At 68.9% G+C, this 2,427-nt stretch carries 2 protein-coding genes; one reads left to right on the top strand and one right to left on the bottom strand.

All coding sequences use genetic code 11. The features are described from left to right. Positions 1–980: 980 nt before the first annotated feature. Entirely contained in the window at positions 981–1,412 is a 432-nt protein-coding gene (locus tag ACZ3TS_RS36040; protein WP_467626087.1) for a DUF6300 family protein, read from the top strand. A gap of 555 nt (positions 1,413–1,967) precedes the next feature. Here the strand turns inward: ACZ3TS_RS36040 and ACZ3TS_RS36035 are convergent. Further along, positions 1,968–2,183: a hypothetical protein gene (locus ACZ3TS_RS36035; RefSeq protein ID WP_467626086.1), complete on the bottom strand. Its 216-nt coding sequence runs from the start codon at positions 2,181–2,183 to the stop codon at positions 1,968–1,970. Positions 2,184–2,427: the final 244 nt, after the last annotated feature.

Below are 2,427 nucleotides of genomic sequence, written 5' to 3'. Positions count from 1 at the left end.
CGGCGAGTACTTACTGGGTGGTGCCACGTCTTGCCTCTCGTTTCCTTACGTAGAGATCCTATTGGGTCCCTGTCCGGAAACTTCGGGGCACCTCACCATCCCGCAACGGCAGTCGACAAGCCAGTGACTGGACACTCCGGTCATAGATCTCACGAGTCAGACCCCCGCCCGGGACGGCACTGCGCAACCGTCCCATCGATCCCGGCACAACGGCGTGGCTCGATCACTGCCTGATGGCTTCGCCCGAACCAGTGCTCAACCTGGCCGGGACAGGCTGAAAATAGGTCGACTCTTCGTCCACTCATGACCGGCAGTGACGGACAGCCGTGTGGCCCGCCATACATATGGGCGTCACGGCCAAAAGCCCCTTCCTCCTGATGGGTGCAACCCAGCCACACCGACTCGCTGGCAGGCTGCAGCCGGCTCACTCAGACGCCGAGCTCGGGGCGGGATCAGTGAGCGCGCGATATGGGCTGTTCGGACCACGTACGTGCAGCTCGGCAGGTGCGGGGCAAGCCTGAAGTAGTGAGAAGTCCGGCCGTCGGGATCGTCGGCATTGCCGTGCCGGGCGCTCACCTTGGTGCCGCACCCGCCGCACGTCAGGGGAGTCACATAGCGCGGGTGTGGCTGACGGTCGATCTCGGACCGGTCGTACTCGTTGCCCAGCGCATCCTTGACCCACGGGATGCGCACCCCTCGCTGCTTCTTCGCCACACGCCTCTCCCCGTCAGCGGTTCACCCTTCGGCGCCTCCCTCGATCTTCCCCCAACCCCCGCAGCTCTCCGCCGACTTGGGAACCTGAACATGGGGAAGAGCCTCCTTGCCCGGGCCTCGGGCCAGAGCGCACTGCCGGCGGCCCGGCACTGCGAGCGCTCCGGTCGATCCTCACTCACGTGTGTCTCACCCCTTGACTCCGGTAACGAATGGGGCAGATCGTGACCGTTCGCGTCATGCTCCACGGGAAACGGGAAGGGGACTGTATGTCCTTCACCTGGCGATACCTCGTACGCCCCGACGGGTCCTTCAGCCGGATCGGCAACCTCAACGGCAGCCTCGACGACGTCAGTGACGAAGAACTGGCCCGCATGCGCCCTGCCGATCGCGACGACGAGGAAAGGCCGGTCCGGCCCTGCTCCCGCTGCGGAGGCGACCTCCTGCTGCACTGGCACGGCCCACTCGGGACCGGTGTGTGGATGGAGCTCTGTGCGGCCTGCGACGCGCACCGACCCGCTGCCCGCGCCTTCATCCGCTGGCACCGCGACACCGACCGCGACCCGAAGGCACTCCCCCAACTGTTCGAGGACTGGGAGACCGAGACCATGCACGCCCACGGCTGGGCTCGCGCTCAGGAACCCGAGGCTCCCTTCAGTCCACCTGCCCCGCCCGGCCTCACACCGCGCGGACGAGGCTGAACGCGACGTCGGAGACGTCTTCGAGCTCCGCGGCCGTCAGCATGGCGTGGTCGGCGGGAGCCGTGCCATCGTTGCCGTACGCCAGCGGGCCCCGGCCGCAGCCACGGCCAGGGCCCGCACCGCGTAGGAGGCGGCTGTCCCGGCTCAGCTATCGGGAGCCGGGGCGGCCGTCAGCACCTCGGGAACACGAGGTCCCGGATGATCCTGCCCGCCCAGTACGCAGCGGCCGAAATCGGCCCCAGCCACAACCGCACACGCCGCGCGATCCTGCCGGCCCTCCTCGGCCTGGTGCGCTCGCCCACAGACGTCTCCCTCCTCCCGGACGGCCACGTGCCGGACCCGGGCGCCCAGGGCCCAACCCCACGCCACGGAGCAGGAATTGCCGTTCTTGGAGCGAGCGAGAACAACGCTAACCGGGGTGCGCTGACCGGAGAACAGCGTTTGTGCAGCTGTTCGCCAAAAGTGCGTTGGCGCGGTAGATCTGCGTGTAACACGCCTACGCCGACGGCGGGTGCGAGGTGCCCCGACGGACGGCGCCTGCCGCCGGGGCACGATCTACTTGTCGCCGCCCGCGCCGGACTTCCGGGCGATCAGCACCGCCACCGCCCGGGCGTGGTTGGCCATGGCGCGCAAGTGGTCGGTGATGGTCTTCGCGGGGTGCTTGGCCGAGGGGCCGCACGGGGCGATCGGATTGGACGCGAGAGCGACGAGCCAGAGGAGCCCGAGCAAGGCGGGAACGATCTGGGTGAGCTTCGCGAGGTGCGTCAACACGGTGGAGTCTTCTTCCCGTTGTCGTGATGTGAGTGCGCCGGGCGCCTCGGCACGGCTCAAGAATCACGACACGGAAAACAAGATCGCAAACCGCGTTTTGGCAGGTCGCGGAGCCTTCTAAGGGGGTGGGGGGGGGGGGGGGGGGGGGGGGGGGGGCGGGGGGGGGGGGGGGGGGGGTGGGTCGGGGGTGGGGGTGGGTTGGCTGCGGCTCCGGGCCCGGGGTCGGTCCCGGATGGACGGGGTC

Source organism: Streptomyces sp. NPDC022910, assembly GCF_055561075.1.
The sequence above is the reverse complement of the archived record's forward strand: the minus strand, read 5'-3'. Positions and strand labels throughout refer to the sequence as shown.